We start from the raw sequence: 25,409 nt of genomic DNA on the forward strand, positions 1-25,409 counted from the left end.
GCTAGCAGAATATGGGAACTTTGCTTATGGAACCAGAACTACTTGAAGAGACTTTAACAAATATTCAAAAGCTGCAATCAATCATGATAGATGTTGCGACTGGAGAAAGTCGAATTCAGGATAAGGAGGAAGACTACACGAAACTTTACCCTAAGGTGGCATCACAGATAGCAGACCTTCAAGACGAGGGACACAAGATCGAAAATCCAAACAACTTTCAGTCACTTTGGGTTTGGCATCGCCACTGGAAACCTAACTTAAACGGATATGCTTCACGGGGAGCATTTATTCATGACCTATACACAAGCATTTTAAATCAAATTGATATTGCTTTGTGCCAGCACCTTGTTAAAGTAACCTCACCCGAAGCGTTAGGTCATGAGTTAGAAGTATCACGATTAGAAGAACTAATAGCAAAGATAGAACATATCAAGAAAATCATGATTGAGGTTGCAACTCAAAGAGATCCAACTTCTCAAATTCAGTATGAAGAGGAAGACTACAGCAAGCTTTACAGAGAGGTTACATTACAGTTAGGAATTCTTCGGGAATTAGATATACACGTTTCAAATCCCAACGAGTTTAGGTCTCTTTGGCAATGGTACAGTTTCTGCCAAGACCAACTGTTCACAAGGGATTCACGGCGGAAACACATCCTTGCACTATATACAAGTGTTGTTGAGCCAATTAATAAAGCTTTGAATAATCACCGACGCAAAGCTACCTCATCGGCAGAGTTTGTTGAAGATTTAAAGCGCCGCTTCAAGAAGCAAACATCGGCTCATACTTCCACTTCTACTCCGATATCACCGCCTCAAGCTATCAACAACTCTAACCTAGCTGATACAAATTTACAAGAGGAATCTATTGCTGTTCAATCTTCTCCTGTAAACTTAATTTCAGTTTGGACAGATGAAAATGTAATGAACCCAGAAATATTCTTGGAACAAAAAGATGTTCCACAGTTAATGATTGCTTTAAACCAATTTGCTCTTAAGGTAAGCGTTGCTAGCGATCGCTACAATGTTTTGGAAAGTGCCGATATTGATTCTGCTTTCCTCAGTAATTTGAGATTTGATACACAATCTAATATTTTTGCTCAAGGATTAGTAGCAGCATTTAGAAGTTACCCTATCTCTAATCAGCGCTTGAATTACCACCCAATGGTGAAATTACTTGAGTATCTACGCGACTTAGCTCCAGTTTATGGACTGAATGACCAAAGTGTAGAATTATTCACGCGATTAGTAGAAAAAGGTCAGGAGAACTTCAAAGCTTTAGCTGCTCGTAGTGCTGTGGGCAGAATCGAATCGCCTATAGGAAATGCCATAGGCACAGGAGTGCTAATTAAAAACAATTTCTTACTAACTTGTAATCACATTTTTAGCAAAAGTCAAGTGCAAAAAGCTTGGGTACGCTTTGGCTACAAAGCAGGAACTCATGACTCAGCCAAAGATATATTTGAACTAGATTTTATCAGTCACCATAGTCGCTCTGATTATGCTTTGCTCAAAATCAAGGGACAACCTGAACAACAGAAGGCTACTTCTATAAATAATAATGCCATATTAGATGAAGGGCAAGAAATTCGCATCATCCATCATCCCCAAGGCACACATGTGGTAATTTCGGACTTAGGGCAGATTATGCAAGTTGGAGAAGATTACATTGACCACAATGTTAATACTGATGATGGCTCCTCAGGCGCACCGATTTTTAATAGCCAATGGGAACTGATTGCTATTCATCAAGGAAAGGTCGGTATTGGTCGTAACTCTGAACCAGGGACAACAGGAGGTATCCCTATCCGTGCTATCTGGAATCAAATTTTATCATATTTGGACTAATTTGATAGAGTAATAATTTTATGAATATTTTCCAAAGTGTATCTGAAACTTTCAGCCGTGAAGCTAAGAAATACAAAACCCTTTTCTTGCCAAAACATCGAGTAGATGTAGACTACGATGACACACCCATTCTTCCAGGTGAAGGCTATTGTCGTATCTGGTTAGAAGATATGAACATAGCCAAAGATGTGGAGTGGTTCAAACATCGTTATCCAGTAGTTCATGCTGCTGTCCGTTTCAATCACGGCGGTGAGTTAGTGACTATTCCCTATCTAGCAGCGCCTGGTCAATTGAAGGACTTAGGAACAAACAATTTGGATAAAGTTATTCAAGATAGATATGCTCTGACCCCCCTGTTTCCATTTAATCAAGGTCTGGTGGAGTTTCAAGCTGGTTTGTTCAGTATCGCTGCTAGTGACTCCATCGGCAAATTTATCCAGACAATGGGAAGATTTGCCAAATTGTTACCTGTACCGGAACTATCAAGTGTTTTGAATTTAGCAGAACCTGTGTATCGCGGAATTGAAGATTTACTTGACATAGGAGAGCGTAGATTAGAGCTTGGCTATCAACAAACTTTCTCTGATGCTCTTGGAGGTGGTAGTACTTTTCTTAAACCAGGATATTTTACTGTAATATTGGCGGAGGAGAACGAAATTAATAGCGAAAACCTTTGCGTTGTAAATGATAACTTAAGACATGGCTCTCCTGGAAACACTAAAGTGTTTGTCCGTGATAGCAAACCTCTTAAAGGTTACAGCTATATGTTGTTTCGGATAGAAAAGCGCCTCCAGCAAGATTGGGAATCATTAAAAAGTATAAAAGAGCTAGTTACTCAAGCCCAAGATGCTGTTTTATCTGGGGAATATGAGAAAGTAAAACAATTTCTTTTGCCTGCTATTCAAACGGCAATTTACCGTAGCTCTGATGTGACGAAAGCTGACCGTCCCAAGATGGTATTAAGGATTAAAGACCACTTGCGGGAGTTGGGTTTGCAAGCTGCAAAAGTGCAAAAGCGATCGCTCTACTCAATCATGCAACGACCATTGTCAGAAGTTGATGCAGCAACTCAGGCTGAATTAGCAGCTTTAGATGAATTATTTAATAATATAAAGCAAACCTAAAATTGTTCACTGGGTGTATCAAGGTGTTGCCAAAATATGTTAGATACAAGAGCTTACGCTTACCACGCGGCTGGCTCGTTTGTGGGGAACCCCAAAGCCCCGCGTTGTAACAACTGGCGTGGAGCGGTCACGCGGATCTATTTTGGTTAAACTAAATGCGAATCATCTTATATAGCAAGCCGGGTTGCCATTTGTGTGAGGGCTTGCAGGAAAAGCTGGAACAGATACAAAATCTCAAGTTTGAGCTAGAGATCCGGGATATTACGACTCGTGAAGATTGGTTTCAAGCTTATCAATACGAGGTACCAGTGCTTTTTCTAGTAGACCGCAGAGGTACAGAGGGTACACAGGAGGAAGAAAAGGAACTACCCTTGCCCCGTCCCTCTCCTAGAGCAACGGTACAGCAGTTGGAGAAGATGCTTCAGAAGTATTTCTGACTAAAGTATAAGCAATTATACAATGTCTCCACTTGCTCTGTATGGTTTCAATTTATTCTTGCCCAGAGAGTGAGTCTGTTTTATTTGTACATAAAAAAGCGCTTGAGACTTTCTTCACCCCAGCGCTTCTTCTGTATAAAGCTATACCAAATCACCGCTTTGATGCAACATTTGAAACCCGCAACATTCTGTCGGTGAGACGAATTGCGAATATAAGCTGTGGCAAACATATCGTGAAATGGTATCACTCCTTGCACTAATAAAGAATATCTCTTCTAGAATGAAACGCGGAATCTGGTGAGTGACAGTTTGCCAACTGACCCTAGTAGATGAGTTGCTAATTTAGCAATGATTACGGAATTGACTTCTGATACTTTTTTTGACATGAAAGTCAAGAGAATTATGAAACCCTACTGAAAGAATTTTATTTGCTTATTTTCAATTTTCAATTTTTAATTTATAACTTTTTTTCCATATTTATGTGTCTGTGTTAACCTATTTATTTCAACTTGACCAAGTCATAGTAATTTATGACTGGAGAGCAGGAGGATTTCAGGGTAGACTAAATGCAAATTTTCGTTCCTGGGCGTCTTTGTCTGTTTGGTGAACACAGCGATTGGGCGGGAGAATATCGTCGTCACAATCGTGAGGTTGAAGTAGGTTACACGCTGCTTGTAGGTACCAATCAGGGGCTTTATGCTAGGGTGAAGGCTCATTCAACTCAGCTTGTTCTTCACACGTCTCTCACTGATGGAACTTGCAAAACCCTGATACCAATGGAAAAGGAGGCTTTACTATCGGAAGCCAAAAAGGGCGGTTTTTTCAGTTATGCGGCTGGCGTTGCTTACCAATTTCTCGCTAGCTTTCCTGTCGCTGGGCTGGAGATTGACAATTACCTGACAGATTTACCAATTCAGAAAGGGCTATCGTCCAGTGCTGCGATTTGTGTACTGGTAGCCCGGTCATTCAATCAGGTGTATGACTTAAAGATGACTCTCCAGGAGGAAATGGAATTTGCATATCTCGGCGAGATTACTACGCCTTCCCGATGTGGGCGCATGGATCAGGCGTGTGCCTACGGTAATCGTCCTATTGCTATAATATTTGATGGCGATTGCACTCATATCATAGAGTTAAAGGTACCGAAGGATTTATTTTTTGTGATTGTGGATCTCGGTGCTAGCAAAAATACTCAAAAAATTCTCACTCAACTCAATGAGTGTTATCCGTTCGCTACCAACGAAGTGCAAGCGAATGTGCAGAAATATCTCGGTTCCATCAGCTATCAAATAACCCAAGCAGCGGTTGATGCTTTACAAAAAGGCGACGCTGAACAAATTGGTATTCTCATGAAACAAGCACAGGCAGAATTTGACAAACATTTGATACCCGCCTGTCCAGAAGAGTTAACTGCTCCCGTACTGCACCAACTTCTTGAGTATGAACTCATCCAACCTTATATTTTAGGTGGCAAGGGCGTGGGTTCACAAGGAGATGGTACTGCACAGTTTATTGTTAAAGACGCAGAAAGCCAACAAAAAGTTATAGATATTATTGAGCATAATTTTCCGCAAATGCAATGTTTAAAACTGACAATTTATGCAACAAAATAAAGTAAGAAAAGCTGTGATTCCAGCGGCTGGCTTTGGGACTCGATTGTTTCCAGCTACTAAAGTTGTTAAAAAAGAACTTTTCCCAATTATTGATAAAGATGGCAGGGCAAAACCTGTGATTCTGGCAATTGTTGAAGAAGCGATCAGTGCCGGAATCGAAGAAGTTGGAATTGTGGTGCAACCAGGAGATAAAGAAATTTTTGCAGAGTTTTTTAAAAGTCCACCTAAAAAAGAACTTTTCAACAAACTTTCACCCCAAAATCAAGAATACAGCAAATATCTTCAAGAATTAGGCAGCAAAATCACTATTTTGACGCAGGAAGAACAAGAAGGCTACGGTCATGCTGTTTTCTGTGCCAAGGAATGGGTGAAAGATGAGCCATTTTTGCTCATGCTAGGTGATCATGTCTACGCCTCAGATACTGAAAAATCCTGTGCTAGTCAAGTTATAGATGTTTACGAACAAGTCCATCAAAGCGTTCTTGGGTTGACAGTAATGCCAGCAGAAATTCTCCATCTAGCTGGCTGTGTCACAGGAATTTGGCACTCATTCAATTCGCTTCTTTCACTCACGCAAGTTTACGAAAAACCTTCCATTGAGTATGCTCGTCAACATTTGCGTGTAGAGGGAATGAGAGATGATGAGTTTCTCTGTATGTTTGGGCTGTATGTACTGACACCGAAAATATTTGATTTTTTGGAAGAACACATCAATCAAAATTTTCGGGAACGAGGGGAATTTCAGTTAACATCTTGTCTGGATGGATTGCGTGAAGAAGAGGGAATGACAGGATATCTTGTGAAAGGAAAGTGTTTTGATACAGGATTGCCAGATACCTACCGCCAGACAATGATTGATTTTAGAATTTAGATGTTTGGCGTTAGATTTCTTGCAAAAATCCGGTTTAAGAGTATTTGGAACCGCAGATACACGCCACGCAGATAATTTATCTGTGTGCATCTGTGTTTATCTGTGGTTTAACAACGCTGAGTGTCTTCACAGCAGCCAAGATCGTCTTCACTTTCTGAACAAGAATGATGCAAGTCTGGGTGGTTTATTTTGATCTTGTTCATGCCACCACTCTCTGAAGTTCTCAAGCATGAAACCATGATTTTTCGCTGCATACAAAAAATCTGATATGTGATGCACAAATGCTGGGATTTCAATGACCTCTTGATTTCTTTGAAAATTAGCTTGTGTTCCTTGATATTGCCTGAATGGATGGAGTTCACAGATGAAGAAGTATCCTCCTTTGACTAACACACGAACCGCTTGTGAAAATATAAATGAGAGGTCTTCTATGTGTTCTAGAACGAGATTGCAGCTGATCAAATCAGCAGACTCATTGCGACAAGTCCATTGCTTGGTGATATCTTGTGTAATAAACACGACATTAGCTGAACTCACTTTCTCTTTCGCCTTTTCGATCATGTATGCTGAGAAATCGATCGCATAAACTTCAAGAGCAATTTGTGAAAGCAGAAGCGTATTTTTACCTGTGCCACAGCCAATTTCAACTACTGATTTACACCTCAAACCCATCAAGGTTTCTCTGGTGACGGTTTGATCCAGATCGCGCGTCAGATTTTCGTCAGCATCGTATGTGGCTGACCAATTATCGTATGCTGCTTGAACATTCATATAGCTTAATTTTACTGATCAAAGGGTATCACACGTATTCATTATTGCTATTTCACCGCTCAGTCACAGAGTGTGATGGTAACTGCTGCTGCTGCCGCAAGTGCCGCTATTGTCCGAACGTGGTTCCAGAACGTCCAATTGATTAGGTATCTAGCCCATAGGTTTGCGCCCTCTGTGCTGTCCGGTTTGGCGATCGCCAGCGCATTGTTTAACGGCACATTGAACACGAGTGTCACCCCAACGGTGCCAATGAGATAGAGCAGGCTGCCGACAAGCAAGTAGGTAGCACCATGTTGATGCCACTTTAACACCGAGGAAACCGCTAGAAAGATGCAAGCCGCAGCCGTTCCGAAGAGCGCCACCATGAACAACGGATTGATCGCCGTGATATTAATGGATTGCATGGCGGCAATACCCTCCTTGGGCGGGAGTCGTGTAAGGGCATTCATCACGAAAGTCGAAAAGGCAAAGAAGACGCCAGCCACCAGCCCACAGCCTAGTGCCGAGAACAGCTTCAATGCGAAAAGCAAGTGATTACTGGTTGCCATAAAGCCTCCTATAGATTACCGTCTCAATCCTGTGTCGCCTGCGCTACCGCCAAGCTATCTTCAAACAGCTGATAACTGGCGATTCAGCCGCTCCTTAAGCTCTTCGAGTATTCCCTTTTCTTGCTTTTTTACACTACATTTGTAGTATAAGGTAATATAATAAGAGAACCCGATTATCAAGCAACAAGTGTTCGGCTTTGCTGCCAGATGCAGTACCTTGCCTTGGTACAGGCGAAATCGCAACTGTTGATGATGTAGTAGTTAGGTGTCAATGCAGGTTTTGGGCGGGGTTCTTGTCGTTGATGCTCATTGCTGTCCTTCAGCGCTTAAACAGTCAAGAGAAAAGGCGAGTGTTACTCCCCAGAATTGTATAACAAACTTCACTTTGTTTAGAGGACATTGAGTATGCGTGAACTTAAATATTACGTAGCTTGTACCGTCGATAGATTTATCGCCCGTTCTGACGGTTCGTTTGACTTTTTTCTGATGGAAGGCGAGCAAGTCGCCGATTTGCATACAACCTTTCCTGAAACGATTCCGGCTCACTTTCGGGACAAACTAGGCATCAGTGCCGACAATCAGTGCTTTGATGTCGTTTTGATGGGACGCAGGACTTACGAGGTGGGACTCAAGGAGGGTTTTACGAACCCTTACCCGCAGATGAAACAGTACCTTTTCTCTCGTACCCTGACAGAAAGTCCAGATCAAAATGTTGAGCTTGTAAGAGAGAACGCACTGGCACTAGTCAGAGAATTGAAGACGCAAACGGGCAAGGACATCTGGCTTTGCGGTGGTGGCGATTTAGCGACAATGCTTTTTTCAGAGATCGACGAGATGATTCTGAAAGTGCATCCAATTCTGCTCGGTTCAGGCATTCCACTCTTTTCTGGTGTCGTTAAGCAGACTTCACTGGAACTCACCGATAGCAAAATCTACAACAACGGTTTCATGTTGCTGCACTATCGCGTGAAGCATTGAAATCAGGACATGAATTTAAGTACCCTTGTGACGTAGCATGAAACAAATATTAAAAGCATCGATACCAGAAATAAAACTAGCAGCGGTTGAGAAAGCACTTCAATATACGTTCAATACCAGAACAGTTGAAAGCATTGAACTGTTAACAGGGGGGCTTTCCTCTGCACTGGTCTATAAAATTACAGTGAGCGGTAAACCTTGCAAGAGGTTGAGTGGAATGCAAGCTTGATCAAAGGGAATATTGCCCAAGAAGTAGCCTAGCTGAAGCAGCAGCCTGGTCAGGACATTTTGGTCTTTGGCAGTGGTGATCTTATCCAGATGCTGATGCAACATGACCTGATTGATGAGTATCGGCTCATGGTTTACCCCATTGTTCTGGGGAGCGGGAAGCGTCTGTTTCAACATGGGAGCGATAAGAAGGTTCTGAAACTTGCCCAAACCAAGACGTTTAGTTCAGGTGTCATTGTTCTTACCTACCATCCCGCACCAAAGGAAGTAAAGGAATAGCACAACCGGAAGGGTTCTGGCGAACTTCTTAACCTGCTCCCACCTGACAAACATAAATTCACTTTCACTAGAAAATACGGTACAAAAGTCAAGTTATGACCTTTAAAAAACAGCCATTTGGTGTATATCCATAGGATGAAATTTGACTAACTAGTAATACAATCTTGGTGTCCTCACATCCGGAAGTTTATGCGGTTTTTTACACATGGTCGCCGCTGGTTATTCCTGACGCTTTTTGTGATTGCAGTTATCGCAGCGTGTACGGCAATGCCTGGAAAACGCGCTCAGCAAGCGATACAACACAGTGTGGTCATTTTCGTTGCTGATGGGCTGCGTCCGACTTCGATAAATGCTACCGATACTCCAACCATGAACGAGATACGGGAACGAGGAGTCAAGTTTTCCAACAGTCACTCTTTATTTCCGACCTTCACCACCGCTAACGCTTCGGCGATCGCCACCGGTCACTACTTGGGCGATACAGGTGATTTTAGCAATACGATCCAAGTCAGCGCTCCGGTCAAAAGTGCCAAAAACAGCGTAGTTCCGTTCCTAGAAAACAATGCTGTTCTCAAGGAAGTTAACAAACAATTTGGTGCCAACTTCCTCAACGAACAAACTCTGCTACAAGCAGCAAGAAAAGCAGGTTTCAGCACAGCGGCTGTCGGAAAAATCGGACCAGTTTTGATTCAAGACGTGACGTTGCAAAAGGGCGAACCAACAATCATTTTTGATGACGCCACCGGCACGCCGACGGAAATTTCTCTGAGTTCTGAGGTTACACAACTGCTTGCCAAAAACTCATTGCCAACAGCAACGCCATCGCGGGGAGAAAACGGTAATCATGGGGACAGCAAGACTCCAGGTACCAAAGTTGCAAATACAGTTCAGCAGCAATATTTTGCTGATGTGACGACTAAGGCAATCCTGCCACTTTTCAAGCAGCGGCAAAAACCCTTTGTGCTCGTCTATTGGTCTCGTGACCCGGACGGTACACAGCATAACCACGGCGACAGCCTCAACCAACTCGTTCCTGGTATCAATGGTCCCACTGTGCAAGCAGCCCGCCAGAATGTTGACAAGAATCTGGCTCAAATTCGCACTGCATTAAGGGATTTGGGTTTGGAAGAGACGACAAATATATTCTTGACTGCCGACCACGGATTTTCGACTATTAGTAAGGAGAGCAAAACCAGTTATGCGGCAACACTTTCTTACCCGGATGTGCCAAAAGGTTTTTTACCAACTGGTTTTTTGGGAATAGACATAGCGCATGAGTTAAAGCTATCTATGTTTGACCCAGATCAAAACAATGCTCCACTTAATTCTAGTAAAGGGCAGACTTCTAGAAACAGTATCATTGGTAAAGACCCGAGAAAACCAGATGTCATAGTTGCCGGTAATGGTGGTTCTGATTTGCTGTATCTGCCTAATGCTGCAAACAAAAAAGCCACTGCGAAAAAGATTGTAGATATGCTGCTAAAGCAAGACTATATCAGCGGCTTGTTTGTGGATGATTCTTTGGGAAAAATTCCTGGGACTTTACCTTTAGAGGCGATCGCTCTTCGAGGAACAGCAAAGACTCCCAAGCCATCTATCTTAGTAAACTTTCGCTCCTTTGACACAGGTTGCGGCAATCCCACAGCGTGTGGTGTGGAAATAGCAGATACAACCTTGCAGCAGGGACAAGGAATGCATGGAAGCTTTAGTCGTGCTGATACTTACAACACAATGGCAGCAATTGGACCTGACTTTAAACAGGATTATGAAGATGTGGCTCCGGTGAGTAACGCAGATGTAGCACCAACCTTGGCGAAGGTACTGAATCTAAAGTTGTCTCCTCAGGGTAAGCTTGTTGGTCGAGTGTTAAGTGAAGCGCTCCTCAGTGGATCTGACAACGTTCAGTATAAGTCTTTTACCCTGAAATCCCCATCTGCTGCTAATGGTTTGCAGACAATCCTCAAATATCAAACAGTCGGAAAAACTCGCTACTTTGATGTTGCTGGGTTTCCAGGTCGTACCCTGGGACTGTGATTAGAACTACATTATTTAATTAGGGTGCATTAATTCATATTTTATTTAGCGATATGCCAACATAAACACTTCGACCTACGTATAGACGATTTTCCACTCATATTCTAGGGTTTTCTGTTCGGGAGCAATTTGAATCCCCAGAGAACCCTAATTTTCTGTGTTGGAATCAATCCCAAGTGCAGCATAGCTGTGTTGTAACTGTTCCCAGAGCGCGTTTATTTGCTGGTAAGCGTCTTCTTGGGAGAGCTTTCCCAGAGTCTGTAAGTTGCAAATGTAGCCAACTCGTGTTGCAAATTCTTGTAAGTTAGCGTTGAATACCAGAGCCTCTGGCGTGAACTGACCGTGGTAACTTCGCTTCTGATAGAGAAAGGTATGTTTATCTATCTGCTCTTGCATAATCCACCTCTTGTCTATAAAATTCCTCTTCTTTCTTTGTATGCCAAAATAACGATAAAAACAAATATTCTTTTTTGTTAATTTAATAAAAAAAAATTATTAAAATGAGAGTATTTAGGTAGATTCACTTATTGCACTCAATATAATACCAATATTTGAGTAAAATAAATCATGGTAAATTTTGGAGAATTTTCCGGTTTTGGGTGGAAGTTACCCTTATAGGTTTTTAGTTTCGCGATTTGCGACACTTGAAACGTAAAACAACCAAACCAAACGATGAGGCAGATGTGCATGGCAACTTTGAAACATCAATCAATAGCCGTAGTTGGGGCGGTGCTTTCTACCTTGGGAACAGCAGAATTAGCAGGGGCAATAGTTACTGCTGGTGATCCACAAAATTACCAGGTTGCCCCTGGAAAGTTTAGTGGTGTTGTACCAATAAATACTTCACTTGATCTCTGCACTGGTTCCTTGTTAAAAGGGGGTTTACATATTCTCACAGCAGCCCACTGCATCACAGACAAAAATGGTAAATTTAATACCAGTATTTTGAATAAAACAAACGTAACTTTCAAATTGCCTACAGGTTCAGTCTCAATGCCCGTTGTTGACTATTTTGTGCATCCTGGGTACGATAGTATTTTTTACAAAGGTAACGACATTGCTGTTTTGCGACTAAGTACGCCAGCACCCAGCCAAGCTCAACAATATGACATTTATCGTGCTCAAGATGAAGTCGGTAAAATTTTCACGCAAGTAGGATACGGCTACATTGGTAGCGGAAACCTAGGAGAAAATACTCAGAGTAATCTTTCCCATCTAGGTTACTCTGCAATAAATAAGTTTGATGCCTTGGCTGATATTACTAGTTCGCTGTTTCAGCAGCAAATTCCTGGATTTACAGGCATCATCTCTGGAAGTCAATTATTGTTTGATTTCGATAGTGGCTTATCTGCGAATGATGCTTTTGGCACTCACTTTGGTATCAACGATTTAGGCTTGGGAACCAATGAAGGCAATATAGCTGGCGGTGATTCTGGTGGACCTGCATTTATTAATGATTTGGTTGCTGGTATTGCTTCCTACAGCTTTAGCGATTCATTTCTTTTCCCAAACGGAGTCCACACAGATTTGGATAAGACAACCAACAGCAGTTTTGGTGAACTTACAGCAACAACACGGGTGTCTAATTATGCCTCATTTATTGATGATGCAATTGCTGGTAAGATCCCCTCTGCTATACCTATTCAATCACGGTCAACGACAAACTCGCCAAGTGCGAAATTGCAAACTCTGAAAGTGCGGCAAGGTACAGACCAAACTCTAAAAACGATTCCAGAACCTACCTCTATACTGGGGATGTTAGCGTTTGGCACTGCTGTTTGCTTTCTTAGAAAGGGTCAAAAACCATTGGCGAGACGCAATAGTTAAGGAGCATAAATAAGAAAGTTCTCTCAAGTCCAACATATTGCCAAACTTCCTATCCAACAACAGAAAGCCGAACCGCAGGCACATTTATTCCAAAGCCTTGTGCATCGGCATTTCAGGGACAATTGTAATTTGATTGTTTCTGAATTATAGCGGTTCTGCTGTTGACTCAAATACAGGACCTAACCCCCTAGCCCCCTTCCCACCTCTCCCTAACCCTCCCCTTTTAGGGGAGGGAAGCGGAAAAACTTTTTTTGTTGGAAGGGGGAAACAAGTCCCAATCATCGGTTTTGGCAGCTAGCAGGAGTAGATCCCAAGTTATTGGAATTGGAAGCATGGGAGATGAGGGTAACATTCCCCTTGCCGTCGAACACCCACCCCGTAGCAGGTACAATCTGTACAGCTTCAGCTTTAGCTTTAGACACTGGTTTAGCTGCGCTTCCTTCTGAACGTCGCTGTTGTGTTGCGATATTTGGTATACGATTATCTGACCACACGACATCAGTACTGAGGAAGTCGTAAGGGCTGGGAGGCAAACCACCGCGTCCGGTAACAGTAAAGCTATTACCCTCTCCATCAGCAAAGGCGGCACAGCTAGTGTCTATGATGTTTGATGTATCGGCTAGTACTGTGGGCAGTTCAACAGATTCCAACCTCTGCTCAACATCGGCTCTATTAATTGTTATCTCGCCACTGATTCCACTTTCAGAAAAGGCAGTGATGTTATTTTCTGGCGTTAACTGAAAGCTAGGCTGGATTCCGAACAGACCAGATGTGTTGATCTCGATTTGACCACCTTTGCCAGTGAAAGCATTAGCGGTGATGTCACTGTTTTCACCAGGGACTGCAACAATCAAGCCATTGGGAGCATTGATACTGATGTTGCCGCCATCGCCTCCACCAGCCCTATCAGTACCCGCAGTGGCTGAGATGCGGCTACCACGGCGTAAAAGTAATAGATTTCCCGGTTGGAGTCTGATATCACCACCCTTACCGGAAGCAGTTTCAGCGGTGATAAATCCTTGGTCAACGCGGATTGAATCCCCAGTTGTAATGGCTATATCACCTGCATCTCCCTGACCAAAGGAACTGGCAGCCAATTGAGCATCATTCTCTAAAAATAATGATTTACCGGAGATATTAATACTGCCGCCACGGCCTACTGCCCCAGAACCTAAGCGAGTAAACACTCCACTCTCTATACCGTTTGCACTTTTGCCAGAGATTGTAACTGCATCACGAACATTAATGTTCACATCGCCACCTCTACCTTGACCTCCAGCAAGGGTATTGGAAGCTGGACTTACAATTGCATCCACTTTTCCGCCATTGGTTAAGGAAAGCGACTGAGCTTGAATGTTAATGCTGCCTCCATTGCCCACAGATCCTGCGCCCACTCTGCTAAAGGCACCGCTGGAAGCATTGTTGCTATTGACACCATCAAAGGAAACGGTATCCCGAACAGTTATTGTTATACTACCTGCGTCTCCTTGACCAAAAGTGCTAACACTCAGCTGCGCTCCTTCAGTTAGGGTAACTGCGCTAGCGCTGACCCGAATGTTGCCCCCCTTCCCTACGGCTTGGGGATTTACCTGGCTACGGATGTTGCTATTGACCAGCGAAACCAAACCTGATGCCTGTACATCGATATTGCCTGCATTCCCCCTACCAAAGGTAGTGGCACTGATAAATCCTCTATCTTTAACGGAAAGAGAGCCTGTAGAAATACTGATATTCCCTCCCTCTCCCGTTACATTTGGTTCGACAGTTGTAGTAATTTGATTGGGAACTATCAGACTACTCTGCCTAGCAGCACTAGGACCTTCTCCTTCCAAAGTGATAGAATCACGAGCAACAATTTTTATATTGCCTGCATTCCCCCGGTTCTCCGTATCAGCAAGTAGTGCTGAGCCATCCTTAAGCACAAGAGAACCTGTTGTAATGTTGATATCACCTCCGGTGCCCACACCGCCTCGCTCACTGACCTCGCTAAGAATAATCGAGTTGAATAAAGAAACTTGGTCTTTCGCCTGTATAACGATATTTCCGGAATTTCCTGTTCCATAAGTACTGCTATCTAGTTGAGCACGATTAGCGATCACAAGAGAGCCTGTAGTGATTTCAATACCACCACTGTTGCCTGTAGCTCCAGATCCTACTCTACTCAAAGCCGCACTAGGAAAGCTATCGGTGCTGTCCCGTCCGTCAAAAGTAACAGTACCACCAGCCATAATCTTTATCTTACCTGCATTCCCCCGTCCACTAGTGCTGTTACTGATTTGACCAGCATTGGTTAGAGAAACTGATTCTGTTGCATTGAGTGTAATATCTCCTGCTTGAGTGTCAACTGAACCCAAATTTCTCAAGATTCCAGCACCTAGAAAGCTATTATCCAAATTTATGTTCTTAGCAGTAATGGTAATATCGCCACTTCCGCCACCAGCCACAATAAAGCCAGCGTCATTTGTTAGGGATACATTAGCTCTAGGTAAAGCATCTGGAAAACTTAAACTAAGATTGTTTTCATCCAGGTTTAATCCTACGGTTCCAACTCCTGCAACTGCTCCTAATTCGATTCGACCACCAAAAGCGACTATTCCACCGCCATCAGCCTTTACGTCACCGCCTACTAATAGTAGACTTCGACCATTTGGAACTTTTAAGCCAAAATATCCAGAATTACCTGCTGGATCTGATCCTGCGTCAGATCTTGACCTGTTTTCAATAGAGGCGGCAATTTGATTGAATAATAAAGCGGAAGGATTGACCGTCAACAGTGGAGGAGTATTCGGATTCGTTGCACTGAAAATCCCTTGATTCCCAAATTGAATTGCATTAGCAGTGGATGCAAGAAACGAACCGCCAACATTTAAACTGGCATTTTGTCCAAAGACAATCCCATTCGGGTTTATCAGAAATAGGTTAGCCGTCCCTAAGGTGCGGATCAACCCATCAATATTGGAAACTGATCCACCTGTGACACGACTAATGATGTTCGCAATGTCAACCGTATTGTTAAAGAAAGCAGTTTCGCCATTGCGGATAGAAAAATCCTTGAAACTATGGAACAGATTACCGCCAGCTTGGGTTCCGCCTATGATGTTGAAGGTGTTCCCATTGATGTTGACGATAGAATTGTTTGGTAGAGTGCTATCTGGGATGACTTGAGCAGAAGCGCAATTGCACCAGAAAGAAAAGGCGCTGCCTGTTGCAATTCCTAAGAACCAAGCCCAACGAGTAGTCAACCTAAACATTACACCCTCTCCTAGCGTTGCAACGAAAGCTGAATAAAAGTGGTACACCACTACTAATAAATAAACTAAATCTAGTATTAGGTAGTTTGACAAGTTACTAACAAAACTTTGCAACCGACTTGTACCAACTGTTGCACTGAGGTATCTGCGGTGCCGTACCTCAGCTTTTTATTTTCTGGCGGGTTGCGATTGGCTTTGCCACTGCTCCTTGGGCGGTGGCGCAGAGCGCCCACCTCTTTGAGGCGATCGCCATGCAGGGTAACTCCTCCAGAGCATTACTTCCACCAGGCGCGCCCCGGCGAGTGTTCCGCACCATCGCCACTTTACAACTGGTTCAAATCGTCACCCATCTCAGAACCGTTCAAATTTAAAAAAAATCTAAAACTTAGTTGCAAAGTCATACTCATTACGACTACGCTTAAAATATCTCATCGTTGGGATGAGTCGTAACCTCAATCAAAGGAATCATTGTCGGCATGAGTGAAGACAAGAAGTTAACGACGGCAACAGGTTGTCCGATTTTTGATAATCAGAACTCAATCACGGCTGGTCCGCGTGGTCCTGTGTTGATGCAAGATGTGCAGCTTTTGGAACAGATGCAGCACTTCAATCGAGAGCGGATTCCAGAACGAGTCGTTCATGCCAAAGGTTCTGGTGCATATGGAACGTTCACCGTCACTCGTGCTATTCCTGAATATACCAAAGCGAAGTTTCTCTCAGAAGTAGGCAAGCAAACAGAAGTCTTTTTGCGTTTCTCCACTGTTGCTGGAGAAAAAGGTGCCGCCGATGCTGAGCGCGATGTACGCGGTTTTGCCGTCAAATTCTACACTGAAGAAGGGAACTGGGATCTGGTGGGCAACAACACACCTGTCTTCTTCATCCGCGATCCGTATAAGTTTGCTAATTTTATTCATACACAAAAGCGTCATCCCCAAACTAATCTGCGGGATGCTAATATGCAGTGGGATTTTTGGTCACTGAACCCTGAGTCGCTGCACCAAGTTACAATTCTGTTTAGCGATCGCGGTCTACCCGCCAGTTACCGCCACATGAACGGCTATGGCAGCCACACCTTGTCCTTTGTGAATGCAGCAGGTGAGCGGTTCTGGTGCAAGTTCCATTTCAAGACCCGTCAGGGCATCAAGAATCTCACCGGAGAAGAGTCTGCCAATCTCATCGGTATTGACCGCGAATCCCACCAGCGGGATCTATTTGACGCGATTCAACGGGGCGAGTATCCGAGTTGGACAGTCAAAGTTCAGGTGATGACCGAGGAACAAGCGAAGACCTTCCAGTGGAACCCGTTCGACCTCACTAAGGTGTGGCCCCACAGCGACTATCCGCTGATGGAGATTGGCATTCTGGAGCTAAACCGCAATCCCGAAAACTATTTTGCCGAAGTAGAACAAGCTGCGTTTAGTCCCTCAGTATTTGTACCCGGAATTGGTCCTAGCCCTGACAAAGTGTTACAGGCGCGACTGATGTCTTATCCTGATGCTCAGCGTTACCGCATCGGCACAAACTACCAGCAGTTGCCCGTCAACCAGCCTCGCTGCCCGGTGATGCACTACCAACGGGATGGTGCTATGTCCACAGGTTACGGCGGCAGTAGCCCCAATTATTATCCCAACAGCGACAGCAACGCTCCCAAAGAAGCGCCGCAATACCGCGAACCTGGGCTAGCTCTTGGTGATGTAGTTGCCGATCGCTATGACTCTCGCGATCAGGATGACTATACCCAGGCAGGCAATCTCTGGCGGATCTTCTCTGAAGATGAGAAGAATCGTACAGCGCAAGCGATTGCGCGCAGCGCAGTGCCCAAGGGGCAATCGCAGGAGCGTTGAGTGGAGCACGGCAAGATATCCAAATGCGGCAACTATGTCACTTCTTCCGGGCTGATGCAGATTACGGTCGGCGCGTTGCTCAGGCATTAAATATTGAGATTGACCCTGGTATGCTGCAACACAACCAACAGAACAATCCTCAGCCTGTAACAGCCTAAATAATCGCGATCGCCCAAACGACATTTTTCCGTGAACTACGGTAAAACATTGGAAACAGGCGATGGGCAAAGCCCCGCCTTGTCCTGTCGGACACGCTTCGCGCCGAGAGTGCCTGTCCGCAGGACTTACGGCGATTGCCCTTTGGGCACTGCGCTCGGCGCAATCGCATTTCTTTTCAGACTTATTTAAAATGTTGCATATTAACTAATTGATAATTTCTAATTACCACAATTACTAAAGAAAGATTGTAATACTTGTTGGTGAAATGGTAACCGTCACCCCTACACATAACCGTAAGAGCGATCGCATAATAAAATTGTAAGAACAGGTGTACATAGCAGCAGTCACTTAGATAAACGGTATTTTCATCGGCGTTGCTCTTATTAAAACAGTTGCAGCCAGTGAGAGAAAATACTCGTATTATTTTTGAGCAAACGTGTAAGGATTACAGATAATGCAAGTTTTAAAAAGATCCATCAAACCAGAACTTTATATATCGTTCCTCCACATCTACCCAACGACTTGGGGGACTGCTGGTGATATCTGTTTAGTCCGTGAATCAGTAGCTAATTCAAGTGCATCGAAGTTCGTAGGTCACAAACTTCAACTAGCACTCCCAAAAGGCATAGAGCGCGATCGCTTAGTGGGCGTTCCGGTGATCAAAGTTGCAGGTCATGTGAGCGAGGGACATCCTAAAGATCCGCACTCCGAATGGGAGGTTTATGAAGGTGTAGATAGAGAAATAGCGATCGCGGCTCTAAAACCTTGGGGCTTCAAGTTAATTGACTCTAATGTGGCATAATGTGGCAATCTGATCAAAGTTCCAACAGTCAGCCAACAGAACATATTTTTCGGTCGCGTAGGATGCGTTAGCCTTTGAGTACAGCATTTATCAAACCAACTCGCTCACCCATCCTCAATATTTATTGCGATTTCCGGTGCTTGCATCTCTCCCCAATCTGCCGCATAGATGCCCTGTGCAACAAAGCGATGAAAACTGGAATATGCCCATTTACTAGGTGCAGAACACAATCCATGTTTAACTGGATTGTAATGGATGTAATCACAATGCTGGACAAAGTCTGCCTGATCGCGAATCCAATCCTCCCAGAATCGTCGCTGCCAGAGGTTGCTTTCCTGCCGCTTTTGCCGTGAGTCATTAATGCTGGCATCAATTGCTAAGGTGCTTGTTCTGTGTTTTGTAACGTAGGTTTTGATAAGGTCGCTCATTTTAGTAATTTTGTACTGTTGTTGAGGTATGCGGCATAATAGACGCCTGCACGGGACGATTGGCAACTTCTGGCTTCGTTGGAGCGATATCTGCCGCCGATGATGCTGAAAGATTTGGGTGTACCTCAGTTGCTTAGGAAACGCTATATTGTCTTGGACAAGCATGTTTGAAAAGTTATGAGTAGCACAATAGCCCAAAGTGCATTCGAGTTCGAGCAACTAGTTTCTGAGTTATTGAGTGCCTTGGGTTTTGAAAATGTAACTACGCTCGGTGATACGGACTGGGGTGTGGATATTCAAGCTTCTTATAGTACAAAGTCACCAATTGGTGAAAATATCTCTCAGTTGTGGCTTGTAGAAACTAAGTATTACCTCAACAGCAAAGTCAACGCCAGCACAATTGCACAACTATTAGCCATACTCAATGTCAAACACGGAGCCAAGGCTCTCCTTGTTACCTCAAGTAATCTGACTTCTTCCGCTTGGGATTATGTCCAGAGATTTAATACTTCCGTTGAAAAAAGACTTGAGATATGGGACAGAGATAAACTACTTAATCTGTTGGCAAGGTTTCCAGAACTAGAAGCAAAATATCAACAAATTATCTCTGGTTTCCCATTAAGTTTATCTACTGCTAAAAGTCAGGCATCTTCTTCGCTGATACAGCGTTTGTCGAATTGCCCTCCAGGAATGAAAGGATGGAAAGATTTTGAAGATATTTGCACGGAAATCTTGACTGAAGTTTTCGTTCCTCCCCTTAAATTCCCAAAGCGGCAGCCTCGTACTTTGAATGGGCTTGAAAGACGTGATGCACTTTTCTCACTAAGAGATGCAGATACAGATATTGGATGGGCGAAAATATGTAAAGATTTTGATTCTAGGTTTCTACTTTGCGAATTTAAAAACTATACCGAGCCATGTAGTAAAGATGAGGTAAATCAAACTAGAAATTACTTGAAAGAAACCATTGGAAGACTTGGTATCGTTTTTAGCAGAAAGGGAGCCGATTGTAATGCTTACAGGATGCAAAATAGCATTTATTCACAAGAAAAGAAAGTTATTTTGCTTTTCGATGACAACCATTTGATTGAATTACTTCAACTCAAAGCAGCCAATCAAAATCCAATTGATTTGATTCGTGACGCTATAGATGATTTTTACATTTCGTATGAATAATAATAAGATTTCGGTTCTGGACAGCAGCCCAGCAACGGATTAGCGCGATTGCCTCCTCCAGGTGCGCTTTGCGCAATCGCCAATCTTGTAGGATGCGTTAGCCCAGAGTACAGCATCAATCAATCCGATCTGCTCTCTTGCTCATGTTGGCATCAATTGCTGGATGCGCTGTGGCTCCTTTCCCAGCCAATCTGGATTTTGGGCTGTGCTGTCAAAAATTGATGAGGTTTTAAATGGCTCAAACTCTCCGCGTGATGCTGATAAAGCCGTTTTTGCTAAGAGCGATCGCACCAGAGGATCGTTCATTGGCTGGAACGTACATGCTGCTTCAACTGAAATACTTGGTTAAGAAGTTGTATCGGTTACGATAGAAGAAAACTGCTTTCGCACAACCATTGATTATGCTGCGAGAAAAGCTCAAGCAAGAACTAGACAAGCTGAACGAGGAGCAACTCAAGAAGATTGCTGATTTTATTGCCTTTATTGAGTTTCAAGCTAAGCAAATCGAATCATCTACTCCTTTTTGGCAAAGGACAACCCCAGTGGAACGGGCTAAGGAATTTCGCGAGTGGGTTTCTCAGCTTCCTAAAACCAATGTGAGCCTTTCTGATGAAGCCTTCAGCCGCGAAAGCATTTATGAGGAATGACCAAATACCTGCTTGATACCAATGTTGTTTTGCGTTTCTGCAACCCCTCCGATATACAGCATAGCCTTGCAAGAGATTCAATATCTTATTTACTGACACAAGGAGACGAATGTTTCCTGACAGCACAAGTGCTTGTTGAACTGTGGGTTGTTGCTACCCGACCAGTTGAAGTGAACGGTCTAGGGTGGGCTGTAAAGCACGTGAGAAGCACCATAGATCAGCTTCTCAATCGTTTTCCCTTGCTAGAGGAATCATCACAAATTTTTCCAAATTGGTTAGAGTTGGTCACAGTCAACGGAGTCATGGGTAAGCGTACCCATGATGTTCGTATTGTTGCAACTATGCTTGCACATGAGATTACACATCTTCTAACTTTTAATCCGAGCGATTTTGCAGTCACATCAGCCATTACAATTGTGCGACCCCAGGACTTGGCAATTCCTAAAGCCGATGAGTCGTAGCCTTAGCCAAGTGCAGGCTAAGATACGTTCTGAGGAAGACAAGCGCCATCGTTTCCAGCGAGCGCTAAGGGCAGAGCACACGCACTCGGGTTTGCGCGATTGCCTCCTCCAGGTGCGCTTTGCGCAATCGCCAATCTTGTAGGATGCGTTAGCCCAGAGTACAGCATCAATCAATGCGATCTGCTTTGTTGATCATGTTGGCATCAATTGCTGGAGGCGCTGTGGCTCTTCTCCAAGCCAATCTGGATTTTGGGCAGTACCGTCGAAAATTGATGAGGTTTTGAATGGCTCAAATTCGCCGCGTGATGCTGATAAAGCCGTTTTTGCTAACAATGCTTGCACCTGCTGCTCGTTCATCGGCTGGAACGTCCGCACGGCTTCAAACGCCTGATCGAGAATCTCCATGCTGTCAATTCCCGTAATTACAACTGATGTGGGCAGATTCAGGGCATAGTGTAGACACTCAATTGCCGTTACAGTATTTGACCGTAAAAGAATACCGTTTGCCAAGCTTTTCATCCCAAGAATGCCGATGTTTTGTTTGACTAGTTCTGGCAGAACCAGCTTTGCGAAACTGCGGTAGTGCGCATCCATCACATTCAGCGGCATCTGCACTGTATCAAACTTAAACGCGCGATCGCCTGCAACTTCAAGCATATGCAGATGAACATAGGGGTCTTTATGCCCGGTGAAGCCAATGTATCGGAGCTTACCAGCTTCCCGCGCCTCAATGAAAGCGGCATTTGCCCCTTCTTCGTCGAAAACTCGATGCGGGTCTTCGTGTCGGAGGATTTCGTGGTGCTGAACGAGATCGATGTAATCTACTTGCAAGCGTTGAAGTGATTCGTCTATCTGTCTTGCTGCTTCTTTCTTGGAGCGACCGTCGATTTTCGTCATCAGGAATACTTTGTCTCGGTAGCCATCGCGGAGGGCTTTCCCCATGCGAATCTCGCTCACTCCATCGTTATAATCCCAACAGTTATCCATAAAGGTGATGCCACGATCAATCGCTGTACGAACAATACGTATGCCCAGTTGCTCATCAACGTACTTCAAGCCGATGTGCCAACCACCCAGTCCGATCGCGGAAACCCTCTCTCCTGTGCTACCGAGAACTCGGTATAGCATTTCTGAATTTGACGTACTTTCTGACATCTTTTCTCCTTGTATGCCAGCTATTGCTTTAGTACATATAGCTGTGAGCCAATTCAAACACAAGGAAAAGTTCACAGAATCTTCCTAAAGACACACTAGATCTGGCTGTTGCAGCTATCTCCAAACGCCCAAGACTTGATTAAACTCTCTTGAACGCTACTACTTTATTTATTTCCCAACAAATCAAAAATATGATGAGCCATTTGTAATTTGGAACAAGGGGGAATTTCTATCTTTTGTCCTTGCTTATCCAAAAATATCGCTTGATTATTATCACTGCCAAAACCGCTATTCGGTTCATCTATAGGATTAGCAACAATGGCATCCAGATTTTTTCTGTGCAATTTCTCTAATGCTGGTGTGACAATATCCCCTGTCTGTGCAGCAAACCCAATTAAACGCTGATGCGGTTGTTTGAGTTGTGCCAATTCGGCAACGATATCTGGTACAGGTTCTAGGGGTAAGGCTTGCGGCAGCGATTTCTTTGCCAACTTCTCGTTACTATACTCCCGTGGCTTCACATCCGCTACTGCTGCCGACATAACAATCACATCCGCACTCGGTAGATTCTGCACCATGCTGGTTCGCATTTCTTCAGCACTGACAACAGGAATTGCTTGCACTCCCAAAGGGACATCCCAACTCGCTGGAGTGTGTACCAATGTCACGCTTGCTCCTCGATGCAGTGCAGCTTGTGCTAAAGCTAACCCCATTTTCCCTGTGGAAGGATTGCCGATAAACCTGACTGGATCAAGATGCTCTCGCGTTCCTCCAGCACTAATCAACACCCGCTTACCTAGCAAATCTCGCTTACCTGTGGTGTGTAACAACGATTGAACGTAAGCAATAATCTCCAGGGGTTCTGCCATCCTACCAGCACCGACGCGATCGCACGCCAACAACCCCGAGCCCGTATTCATCCCATGAAATCGCCTATCTGTCAATAGCTGTTGCCAATTGCGCTGCACCGCCTGCTGTTCCCACATATCAGTGTTCATGGCTGGCGCTAGCAGCACGGGACAAGTCGAAGCCAAAACAGTATTTGTGAGCAAATTGTCCGCCATACCGTAGGCTAACTTTGCTAATGTATTTGCTGTTAGAGGTGCAATAACAATTAAATCTGCCCACTCACCTAAGTCAATATGCAATGGACGCGAGTGAGTTGGTTGCCAAAAATTTTCATCTGTATAAGCTGGATGGCGGGAAAGCGTCGCCAAAGTTAAAGGCGTAATAAATTGTTGTGCCGAACGCGTGAGAACGACTCTTACTTCCACTCCCATTTTAAACAAAGTGGAAATAACCTCACAGATTTTATAGGCGGCGATGCCGCCGCCTACTGCAATTAGAACTCGTCTACTAGGAAACATCTACGCCTCATCGTAGGGTTCCAAATCTAAAAGGTGGATGTATGGTTCAACTAACTCTGGACGCTGAAACGCGATCGCTCGCAGTAAATGCCAATCATTCAAACCCTCAAAAGCATTACTGTAATTATCTTGCTCCAGACGTACAGCTAACATTTCCACCTCTTGTGGAGTCATGACAGCAATTTCTGTCTTAGAAATGCTTAGAGTTTTCATTATCCTCGCCCCTCCCTTTTGCAGCATTCGCATCCAGCATGGGTTGAGTTGCGTCGAGCGCACCCACCCAATATATATTACTCACTTGCAAGCAATAATTTCGTGAAATTTTTCCGGATTTCTATCGAACTGTGTAAAAATTTTGCAATTTAGACTGAATCATGTTTAAACAAAAGACAGATTCTTAGTATTTATGCATTGGCAACAACAAAATTCCTTAACAACTCTAGCATTTCGGGTCGAATTTCATGACCCATATCAAACTCATAGTATTGTACCGTAGCCCCCAAAGATTCAAGAGTTTCCCGTGCTAAAACAGCTGCTTGCAATGGCACAACTGTATCTTGTCTACCATGCATGATTAAAACCGGTGGTAGAGACGCCAAATTTTGGGTTTCTACATTTCCTGCACCAGGATGTAAATATCCACTCAAAGAAACTAAACCAGCGAAGGGTAACTTTAATCCTATATCTAAAGTCATAGCCCCACCTTGAGAAAATCCGCTCAAAATTGTCCGCGATAAAGGTACACCAGTGCTACTCTCTAAAGATTGCAACCAATCTGTTAGCAGTTGCCGACTTTCTGTTAATCCTTGATACATATTTTCCACGGTGAGGTCATACCATGCTCTACCAATAGCAGAATAGGGATAAGGAAAAGGTGCATTGGGAAACAGGAACTGATAATCCGGCAAATTAAAATACGGCAACAAATATGCCACATCTTTAGCATTTGCACCCCAACCGTGCAAAATCACAATTAAACCCTTAGGTGGTTGGTTTGTTTTTGGAGGTACGCTAATAAAATCTAGAGTATGAGTCATGAGTTATGAGTCCTTAGTCATTAGTCCTTAGTCATTCATCACAGAACACATGACTAGGGACAAAGGACAGTCAATCATAAAAACTATGGAATGACAAGATAAAAAATTTTGCATCAGTAATTCTCATGTGGCGACTTGTTATGGGACCGAAGTACCGACGCAGTTAAGAAACCTCATCATGCGTTCCGAGGGCGGAACCCGACGCCCACCCCACAAGATGAATAATTTATTTCTTGGAAATCCGTTGAAATTTTGATCAGCCAGGAATTGTACCATTTTGAATTACCCGTGCTGACTTTGTCTAGCCAGTAAGCGATCGCGTATTCCAACCGGATTCAAACGTTATTGTGCCGCTGTGAAAGATTACTCAAGCCTAACTGCTCTCAAAAACTCTTCTACTGTGACTATCTTCACATCACGAAATGGGTTAAGCACCAGCAGATCGTTATCGTCGGTGACAATGTACTTTGCTGCTATATAAATTCTAGACTTGTCTAGACATTTACTTCTTTCTTCATAGGGAGC

General features: G+C 43.8%; 27 protein-coding genes and 1 pseudogene. 16 read left to right on the forward strand and 12 right to left on the reverse strand.

Annotated elements, in window-relative coordinates:
• Nucleotides 1–26: 26 nt before the first annotated feature.
• The 5 genes from ACM0OZ_RS19340 (at nt 27) to ACM0OZ_RS19360 (ending at nt 5,892) form a co-directional block, all read left to right on the forward strand.
• Nucleotides 27–1,847: a trypsin-like peptidase domain-containing protein gene (locus ACM0OZ_RS19340; protein ID WP_414584444.1), complete on the forward strand. Its 1,821-nt coding sequence runs from the start codon at nt 27–29 to the stop codon at nt 1,845–1,847.
• Nucleotides 1,848–1,867: 20 nt separating this feature from the next.
• Complete coding sequence (locus tag ACM0OZ_RS19345) at nt 1,868–2,971, forward strand: hypothetical protein (RefSeq protein WP_414584445.1); 1,104 nt, start codon at nt 1,868–1,870, stop codon at nt 2,969–2,971.
• A gap of 155 nt (nt 2,972–3,126) precedes the next feature.
• Nucleotides 3,127–3,408, forward strand: coding sequence for a glutaredoxin family protein (locus tag ACM0OZ_RS19350; RefSeq protein WP_414584446.1), 282 nt, complete (start codon nt 3,127–3,129; stop codon nt 3,406–3,408).
• A gap of 566 nt (nt 3,409–3,974) precedes the next feature.
• The gene (locus tag ACM0OZ_RS19355; RefSeq protein WP_414584447.1) at nt 3,975–5,021 is read left to right on the forward strand and encodes a GHMP kinase; all 1,047 of its coding nucleotides are present in this window, start codon (nt 3,975–3,977) and stop codon (nt 5,019–5,021) included.
• Nucleotides 5,008–5,892, forward strand: coding sequence for a sugar phosphate nucleotidyltransferase (locus ACM0OZ_RS19360; RefSeq protein WP_414584449.1), 885 nt, complete (start codon nt 5,008–5,010; stop codon nt 5,890–5,892). Before ACM0OZ_RS19355 ends, ACM0OZ_RS19360 begins: the two co-directional genes overlap by 14 nt.
• Nucleotides 5,893–6,039: 147 nt before the next feature.
• On the opposite strand, the gene ACM0OZ_RS19365 is transcribed toward ACM0OZ_RS19360, so the two are convergent.
• Both ACM0OZ_RS19365 and ACM0OZ_RS19370 read right to left on the reverse strand, forming a co-directional pair.
• The gene (locus ACM0OZ_RS19365; RefSeq protein ID WP_414584450.1) at nt 6,040–6,663 is read right to left on the reverse strand and encodes a class I SAM-dependent methyltransferase; all 624 of its coding nucleotides are present in this window, start codon (nt 6,661–6,663) and stop codon (nt 6,040–6,042) included.
• 59 nt (nt 6,664–6,722) lie between these two features.
• Entirely contained in the window at nt 6,723–7,211 is a 489-nt protein-coding gene (locus ACM0OZ_RS19370; protein ID WP_414584451.1) for a DUF1772 domain-containing protein, read from the reverse strand.
• A gap of 405 nt (nt 7,212–7,616) precedes the next feature.
• On the opposite strand from ACM0OZ_RS19370, the gene ACM0OZ_RS19375 reads away from it, so the two are divergent.
• Together ACM0OZ_RS19375 and ACM0OZ_RS19380 are read left to right on the forward strand one after the other, a co-directional pair.
• Nucleotides 7,617–8,189: a dihydrofolate reductase family protein gene (locus tag ACM0OZ_RS19375; protein ID WP_414584452.1), complete on the forward strand. Its 573-nt coding sequence runs from the start codon at nt 7,617–7,619 to the stop codon at nt 8,187–8,189.
• Between the two features lie 37 nt (nt 8,190–8,226).
• Nucleotides 8,227–8,418, forward strand: a complete 192-nt coding sequence (locus ACM0OZ_RS19380) for a hypothetical protein (protein WP_414584453.1) — start codon at nt 8,227–8,229, stop codon at nt 8,416–8,418.
• Here the strand turns inward: ACM0OZ_RS19380 and ACM0OZ_RS19385 are convergent.
• Complete coding sequence (locus ACM0OZ_RS19385) at nt 8,361–8,594, reverse strand: hypothetical protein (RefSeq protein WP_414584473.1); 234 nt, start codon at nt 8,592–8,594, stop codon at nt 8,361–8,363. The two genes, ACM0OZ_RS19380 and ACM0OZ_RS19385, sit on opposite strands and share 58 nt — an antisense overlap.
• Between ACM0OZ_RS19385 and ACM0OZ_RS19390 the strand changes: the two genes are divergently transcribed.
• Complete coding sequence (locus tag ACM0OZ_RS19390; protein WP_414584455.1) at nt 8,508–8,696, forward strand: dihydrofolate reductase family protein; 189 nt, start codon at nt 8,508–8,510, stop codon at nt 8,694–8,696. The genes ACM0OZ_RS19385 and ACM0OZ_RS19390 overlap by 87 nt on opposite strands.
• A gap of 189 nt (nt 8,697–8,885) precedes the next feature.
• Nucleotides 8,886–10,730, forward strand: coding sequence for an alkaline phosphatase family protein (locus ACM0OZ_RS19395; protein ID WP_414584456.1), 1,845 nt, complete (start codon nt 8,886–8,888; stop codon nt 10,728–10,730).
• Nucleotides 10,731–10,877: 147 nt separating this feature from the next.
• On the opposite strand, the gene ACM0OZ_RS19400 is transcribed toward ACM0OZ_RS19395, so the two are convergent.
• Nucleotides 10,878–11,126 (reverse strand): hypothetical protein, encoded by a 249-nt coding sequence (locus ACM0OZ_RS19400; RefSeq protein WP_414584457.1) that lies wholly within the window; start codon nt 11,124–11,126, stop codon nt 10,878–10,880.
• Between the two features lie 291 nt (nt 11,127–11,417).
• On the opposite strand from ACM0OZ_RS19400, the gene ACM0OZ_RS19405 reads away from it, so the two are divergent.
• A complete protein-coding gene (locus tag ACM0OZ_RS19405; RefSeq protein ID WP_414584458.1) occupies nt 11,418–12,557 on the forward strand; it encodes a trypsin-like serine protease in 1,140 nt (379 codons plus the stop codon).
• A gap of 278 nt (nt 12,558–12,835) precedes the next feature.
• Here the strand turns inward: ACM0OZ_RS19405 and ACM0OZ_RS19410 are convergent, their stop codons facing one another.
• Nucleotides 12,836–15,808 (reverse strand): filamentous hemagglutinin N-terminal domain-containing protein, encoded by a 2,973-nt coding sequence (locus ACM0OZ_RS19410; RefSeq protein WP_414584459.1) that lies wholly within the window; start codon nt 15,806–15,808, stop codon nt 12,836–12,838.
• Nucleotides 15,809–16,023: 215 nt separating this feature from the next.
• Between ACM0OZ_RS19410 and ACM0OZ_RS19415 the strand changes: the two genes are divergently transcribed.
• Nucleotides 16,024–16,179 carry a hypothetical protein gene (locus ACM0OZ_RS19415; protein WP_414584460.1) on the forward strand — a complete coding sequence of 52 codons (156 nt, stop codon included), beginning with the start codon at nt 16,024–16,026 and terminating at the stop codon, nt 16,177–16,179.
• Nucleotides 16,180–16,284: 105 nt separating this feature from the next.
• Nucleotides 16,285–17,810 (forward strand): annotated as a pseudogene (locus ACM0OZ_RS19420) (catalase).
• Here the strand turns inward: ACM0OZ_RS19420 and ACM0OZ_RS19425 are convergent.
• Complete coding sequence (locus ACM0OZ_RS19425) at nt 17,807–17,980, reverse strand: hypothetical protein (protein WP_414584461.1); 174 nt, start codon at nt 17,978–17,980, stop codon at nt 17,807–17,809. The pseudogene ACM0OZ_RS19420 and the gene ACM0OZ_RS19425 sit on opposite strands and share 4 nt — an antisense overlap.
• Nucleotides 17,981–18,265: 285 nt before the next feature.
• On the opposite strand from ACM0OZ_RS19425, the gene ACM0OZ_RS19430 reads away from it, so the two are divergent.
• Nucleotides 18,266–18,613, forward strand: a complete 348-nt coding sequence (locus tag ACM0OZ_RS19430; protein ID WP_414584462.1) for a hypothetical protein — start codon at nt 18,266–18,268, stop codon at nt 18,611–18,613.
• Nucleotides 18,614–18,717: 104 nt separating this feature from the next.
• On the opposite strand, the gene ACM0OZ_RS19435 is transcribed toward ACM0OZ_RS19430, so the two are convergent.
• Entirely contained in the window at nt 18,718–19,206 is a 489-nt protein-coding gene (locus ACM0OZ_RS19435) for an REP-associated tyrosine transposase (RefSeq protein ID WP_414584463.1), read from the reverse strand.
• A 12-nt stretch (nt 19,207–19,218) separates the two neighbouring features.
• On the opposite strand from ACM0OZ_RS19435, the gene ACM0OZ_RS19440 reads away from it, so the two are divergent.
• Nucleotides 19,219–20,217, forward strand: coding sequence for a restriction endonuclease (locus ACM0OZ_RS19440; RefSeq protein WP_414584464.1), 999 nt, complete (start codon nt 19,219–19,221; stop codon nt 20,215–20,217).
• 141 nt (nt 20,218–20,358) lie between these two features.
• On the opposite strand, the gene ACM0OZ_RS19445 is transcribed toward ACM0OZ_RS19440, so the two are convergent.
• The gene (locus tag ACM0OZ_RS19445) at nt 20,359–20,523 is read right to left on the reverse strand and encodes a hypothetical protein (RefSeq protein WP_414584465.1); all 165 of its coding nucleotides are present in this window, start codon (nt 20,521–20,523) and stop codon (nt 20,359–20,361) included.
• Between the two features lie 95 nt (nt 20,524–20,618).
• On the opposite strand from ACM0OZ_RS19445, the gene ACM0OZ_RS19450 reads away from it, so the two are divergent.
• Nucleotides 20,619–20,864: a hypothetical protein gene (locus ACM0OZ_RS19450; RefSeq protein ID WP_414584466.1), complete on the forward strand. Its 246-nt coding sequence runs from the start codon at nt 20,619–20,621 to the stop codon at nt 20,862–20,864.
• On the forward strand, nt 20,861–21,325 hold the full coding sequence (locus ACM0OZ_RS19455) for a type II toxin-antitoxin system VapC family toxin (protein ID WP_414584467.1): 465 nt from the start codon (nt 20,861–20,863) through the stop codon (nt 21,323–21,325). Before ACM0OZ_RS19450 ends, ACM0OZ_RS19455 begins: the two co-directional genes overlap by 4 nt.
• A gap of 192 nt (nt 21,326–21,517) precedes the next feature.
• Here ACM0OZ_RS19455 and ACM0OZ_RS19460 read toward each other — a convergent pair whose 3' ends face one another.
• The 4 genes from ACM0OZ_RS19460 to ACM0OZ_RS19475 all read right to left on the reverse strand — a co-directional run bounded on the left by ACM0OZ_RS19460 (nt 21,518) and on the right by ACM0OZ_RS19475 (nt 24,884).
• Nucleotides 21,518–22,480 carry an aldo/keto reductase gene (locus ACM0OZ_RS19460; protein ID WP_414584468.1) on the reverse strand — a complete coding sequence of 321 codons (963 nt, stop codon included), beginning with the start codon at nt 22,478–22,480 and terminating at the stop codon, nt 21,518–21,520.
• A 164-nt stretch (nt 22,481–22,644) separates the two neighbouring features.
• On the reverse strand, nt 22,645–23,847 hold the full coding sequence (gene coaBC / locus ACM0OZ_RS19465) for a bifunctional phosphopantothenoylcysteine decarboxylase/phosphopantothenate--cysteine ligase CoaBC (protein ID WP_414584469.1): 1,203 nt from the start codon (nt 23,845–23,847) through the stop codon (nt 22,645–22,647).
• Entirely contained in the window at nt 23,848–24,060 is a 213-nt protein-coding gene (locus tag ACM0OZ_RS19470; protein ID WP_017318487.1) for a DUF2555 domain-containing protein, read from the reverse strand. It lies immediately after the preceding gene.
• Between the two features lie 191 nt (nt 24,061–24,251).
• Nucleotides 24,252–24,884, reverse strand: a complete 633-nt coding sequence (locus tag ACM0OZ_RS19475) for an alpha/beta hydrolase (protein WP_414584470.1) — start codon at nt 24,882–24,884, stop codon at nt 24,252–24,254.
• Nucleotides 24,885–25,409 lie beyond the last annotated feature (525 nt).

The organism is Scytonema sp. PCC 10023 (genome assembly GCF_963920835.1).
GTDB lineage: Bacteria > Cyanobacteriota > Cyanobacteriia > Cyanobacteriales > Nostocaceae > Kalymmatonema.